We start from the raw sequence: 3,443 nt of genomic DNA on the forward strand, positions 1-3,443 counted from the left end.
ACCAAAGTATTGCTACCTCGTGCTGCCCCTCGACTTGCATGTGTTAAGCCTGCCGCTAGCGTTCATCCTGAGCCAGGATCAAACTCTCCATTGTATAAAATTTATAAATGTTTTGTTAGAGTCCTGACTATTCGTTTATCCTTAAAAGGAAAATTGACAGATAAATACTACATTTCTTTTCTCTCAAAATATAACCAGTAATTCAAAGAACCAGTTTGAAAAAGTCTCGCATTTTGTAGTGCGAAAGGACTGCAAAGATAAGTCATCTTTTTTAATCCTGCAAATCTTTTTTCAAAATTCTTTTTCAAGAACTTTACGTTTCGGAAAATCGCGCTTACACAGAGCTTTAAGCTCCTTTATTGTAAACTTTCAGTCTTTGTAAGAACATCCGTTTTTCTTGAACGCGGATGCAAAGGTAGTGACTTTTTCTGAACCTGCAAGCATTTTCGCATTTTTTTTTGAAAAATCTTCAATTTTCTTCAAAATAACGCTTTTTACCTATATATATTAATGACACCCGACATGATGCATGATGCGGGCCCGGACGTATCCCGATTCGGCAACAAGGGATTCCATCCGGCCCCTATTGCCGGCCGAAAGGCCCGTTCGGGGAATATAATTGTCCGCAGGACGAGTAAAATCGGACGGCACCCCGTAAAACAGAGATTTTTTACTATTTTTGCGGCAGATAATCCGACGGCTATGAACTTCAAAAAAATATCACTGCTCATCCTGATTCTGCTCATCGCGGATCAGCTGCTCAAAATCTGGGTCAAGACCCACATGCACCTCGACGAGTCGATCATCGTATTCCCGGACTGGTTTCAATTACGGTTTATCGAGAACAACGGCGCGGCTTTCGGCATGCACATCGCCTCGAAAGGGGGATTCGACTGGGGAAAACTGCTGCTCGGCATATTCCGCATCGTCATGGTAGGTCTCATCGGCTGGCTGATGCATCATCTGCTCCGCCGCCGGGAGGATACGCCGAAGGGGGTTATCGTCGGTCTGGCGCTGGTGATGGCCGGTGCGCTCGGCAATATTATCGACAGCGCTTTCTACGGACTGATCTTTTCGGAATCGACGCCGTACGCGGTAGCGCATTTCGGCGGACATTACGCGGGCTTCATGATGGGAAAGGTCGTGGACATGTTCTATTTTCCGCTGTTCCAGTGGAACAACGTGCCGCGGTTCCTGAGCTTTCTGGTCGACAGCAACAACTACTTCTTCGGGGCGATCTTCAATCTGGCCGACGCCTACATCTCCGTGGCGGTAGTCTATCTGCTTCTGTTTCAGTATAAATTTCTGAGCAAGTAGATTTTTTTCGCAAAAATAGTTGGCGATTCAGAAAAAAGTATTACTTTTGCACACCGCAATTCCAATAATGCCCAGGTGGCGGAATAGGTAGACGCGCACGTTTCAGGTGCGTGTGCCGCAAGGCGTGCAGGTTCGATTCCTGTCCTGGGCACAAAAAATCCCGTTAGAGGAAACTCTGAGGGGATTTTTCTTTTTCCGTGTCCGCATCGTGTCCGCAATTTCATGGAGAAGGGCTCTGATTTTTCCCTGCCAGAAAGACAAAACCAGATTATTTTTGTAATTTTGTATAAACCGATTCCAAACAAACGACGAACTATCCAGATTCTGATGTAATCCCTATGTTTACAATCAGAGTTGACTGCGATGAAAGCGGATAGATGAAAAAGCTATCGAGATTTTGGTTAGATTAAAGTTGCGAGACCTTTACTAACTAAAACGACGATAGCCATGAGAGAACGAAGAAATGAAATTATTTCAAAGGACAAAAGATTTATGTAGGAATCGACGTCCATTTGAAGAGTTGGTCGGTAACGGTCTTGTCCGCGACCTCTGTACTGAAGAAATTCAGTCAAAATCCGGCCCCGGAAGCGTTGCACGGATTTCTGACGAGGAGTTTATCCGGGAGCCGAGTATCATTCGGTGTACGAAGCGGGCTTTTGCGGATTCTGGATACACGAACGCCTGACGGCATTGGGGATCGACAACATCGTGGTCAACCCGGCCGACGTACCGACCAAGAGCAGCGAAAAGCTGCGTAAGAGTGACGCCGTGGACAGCGGCAAGCTGGCGCGGAGTTTAAGAGCCAACGAACTGAAAGGCATTTATACGCCGGACAGTGTATCGTTGGAAATGCGTTCCTTGATAAGATTGAAGAACTCGATCACCAAAGACACGACCCGTCAGAAGAACCGGATCAAGTCCCAGTTACGGTGTTTAGGCATCGGGATTCCGCAGGAGTTCCTCGAACCTTTCTCCAACTGATCGAAACGCTTTTTCGCATGGCTGAAAGAGGTTGAGACACTCACTCCGAGCGATCGTCAGGCCCTCGACATTCAGCTCCGGCATCTGGAGGAACTACGCCGTCAGAAGTTGGAGATGACACGGGCTTTACGGGCCTTGGCCAAGGCGGACCGATTCCGCGAACCGCAGCGGTTGATTATGAGCGTTCCGGGGTTCGGGCAGACTACGGGAATGGCGTTTCTGTCGGAGATATGCGACATAACCCGTTTCCGCAATGCCGAACAACTGGCCGCCTATATCGGGATGATCCCGATGTGCCATAGCAGCGGAGAGAAAGACGGAACAGGAGACATTACCGTGCGAAAACACGCCGTCATGCGCTGTAATCTGATAGAGGCTGCATGGGTGGCTATACGCCAAGATCCCGCGATGAATCTGTTTTATACAGAACAATGCAAGCGGATGCCCAAGAGCAAGGCCATCGTAAAGGTCGCCCGCAAACTGGTAAATAGACTATACTTCGTGTTGAAACACCAGACCGAATATGTCAATAGTGTCGTGTCATAAGCAACCCCTTCCGGTAAACGGATTTTCCCAGAGAGAATACTACATATTGCGTGCGGCTTTGGAGTCCGCTTAATGTAAAATGCTCCTCTGGCCTTTGTAAACTAATACAGGAACATGCGGCAGAATACTGACCGCTGTGGAAAGTCTGTCTACCGAAGGATTTTTACGGGTTCTGAAATCACGGCTTTCGCAAGAGCCAAAGGTCAAAGCACATCGTGACTCCGCACCGACTCGATCGAAGGCCGGCGGAGACACGCTGTGCCTTGACCTTTGGCCGGGAAACTCATCAAGAATCGCAATGTATTGCAAATGAAATAAAAACAAATTTAACCGAAAACTTTGATCCAGATTTATTTGGATTGTAACAGGAAACGGCAGCATGGGGCCGGAACATTGTCCCCGGTCTCGTAGACCAATGAAATTTCGGACTTATTCCATGCTCTGATGTCTTTATTTCCTCAAAGTTATAATCATTAAAGTGAATATACGAATGACACTCCTGATCAGCATCGAATACCGTACCCGCTGGGGCGAACAGCTCGTACTCCGCCTCGGCAAGCGGCGCATCGCCCTGCAATACGCCGACGGCGGCGTCTGGG

General features: G+C 47.8%; 1 protein-coding gene, 1 tRNA gene, 1 rRNA gene and 1 pseudogene. 3 read left to right on the plus strand and 1 reads right to left on the minus strand.

Features of this window, described 5'->3' with window-relative positions; genetic code table 11:
* A 16S ribosomal RNA gene (locus HMPREF9720_RS04875) occupies nucleotides 1-94 on the minus strand; the annotation flags it as partial.
* Nucleotides 95-702: 608 nt separating this feature from the next.
* Between HMPREF9720_RS04875 and HMPREF9720_RS04880 the strand changes: the two genes are divergently transcribed.
* The 3 genes and pseudogenes from HMPREF9720_RS04880 (at nucleotide 703) to HMPREF9720_RS16075 (ending at nucleotide 2,844) form a co-directional block, all read left to right on the plus strand.
* Complete coding sequence (locus HMPREF9720_RS04880) at nucleotides 703-1,317, plus strand: lipoprotein signal peptidase (RefSeq protein ID WP_022043422.1); 615 nt, start codon at nucleotides 703-705, stop codon at nucleotides 1,315-1,317.
* A gap of 69 nt (nucleotides 1,318-1,386) precedes the next feature.
* Nucleotides 1,387-1,468, plus strand: a tRNA-Leu gene (locus tag HMPREF9720_RS04885).
* Nucleotides 1,469-1,764: 296 nt separating this feature from the next.
* Nucleotides 1,765-2,844: pseudogene (locus tag HMPREF9720_RS16075) on the plus strand (IS110 family transposase).
* The last annotated feature ends 599 nt before the right edge of the window (nucleotides 2,845-3,443 follow it).

Origin of the sequence: Alistipes sp. HGB5, from assembly GCF_000183485.2 — a bacterium.
In the GTDB taxonomy this organism is placed as follows: Bacteria; Bacteroidota; Bacteroidia; order Bacteroidales; family Rikenellaceae; genus Alistipes; species Alistipes finegoldii.

What these genes read in the sequence shown, in the direction of transcription:
- HMPREF9720_RS04880 (WP_022043422.1), top strand. Translation starts at nt 703, where the DNA reads ATGAACTTCAAAAAAATATCACTGCTCATCCTGATTCTGCTCATCGCG.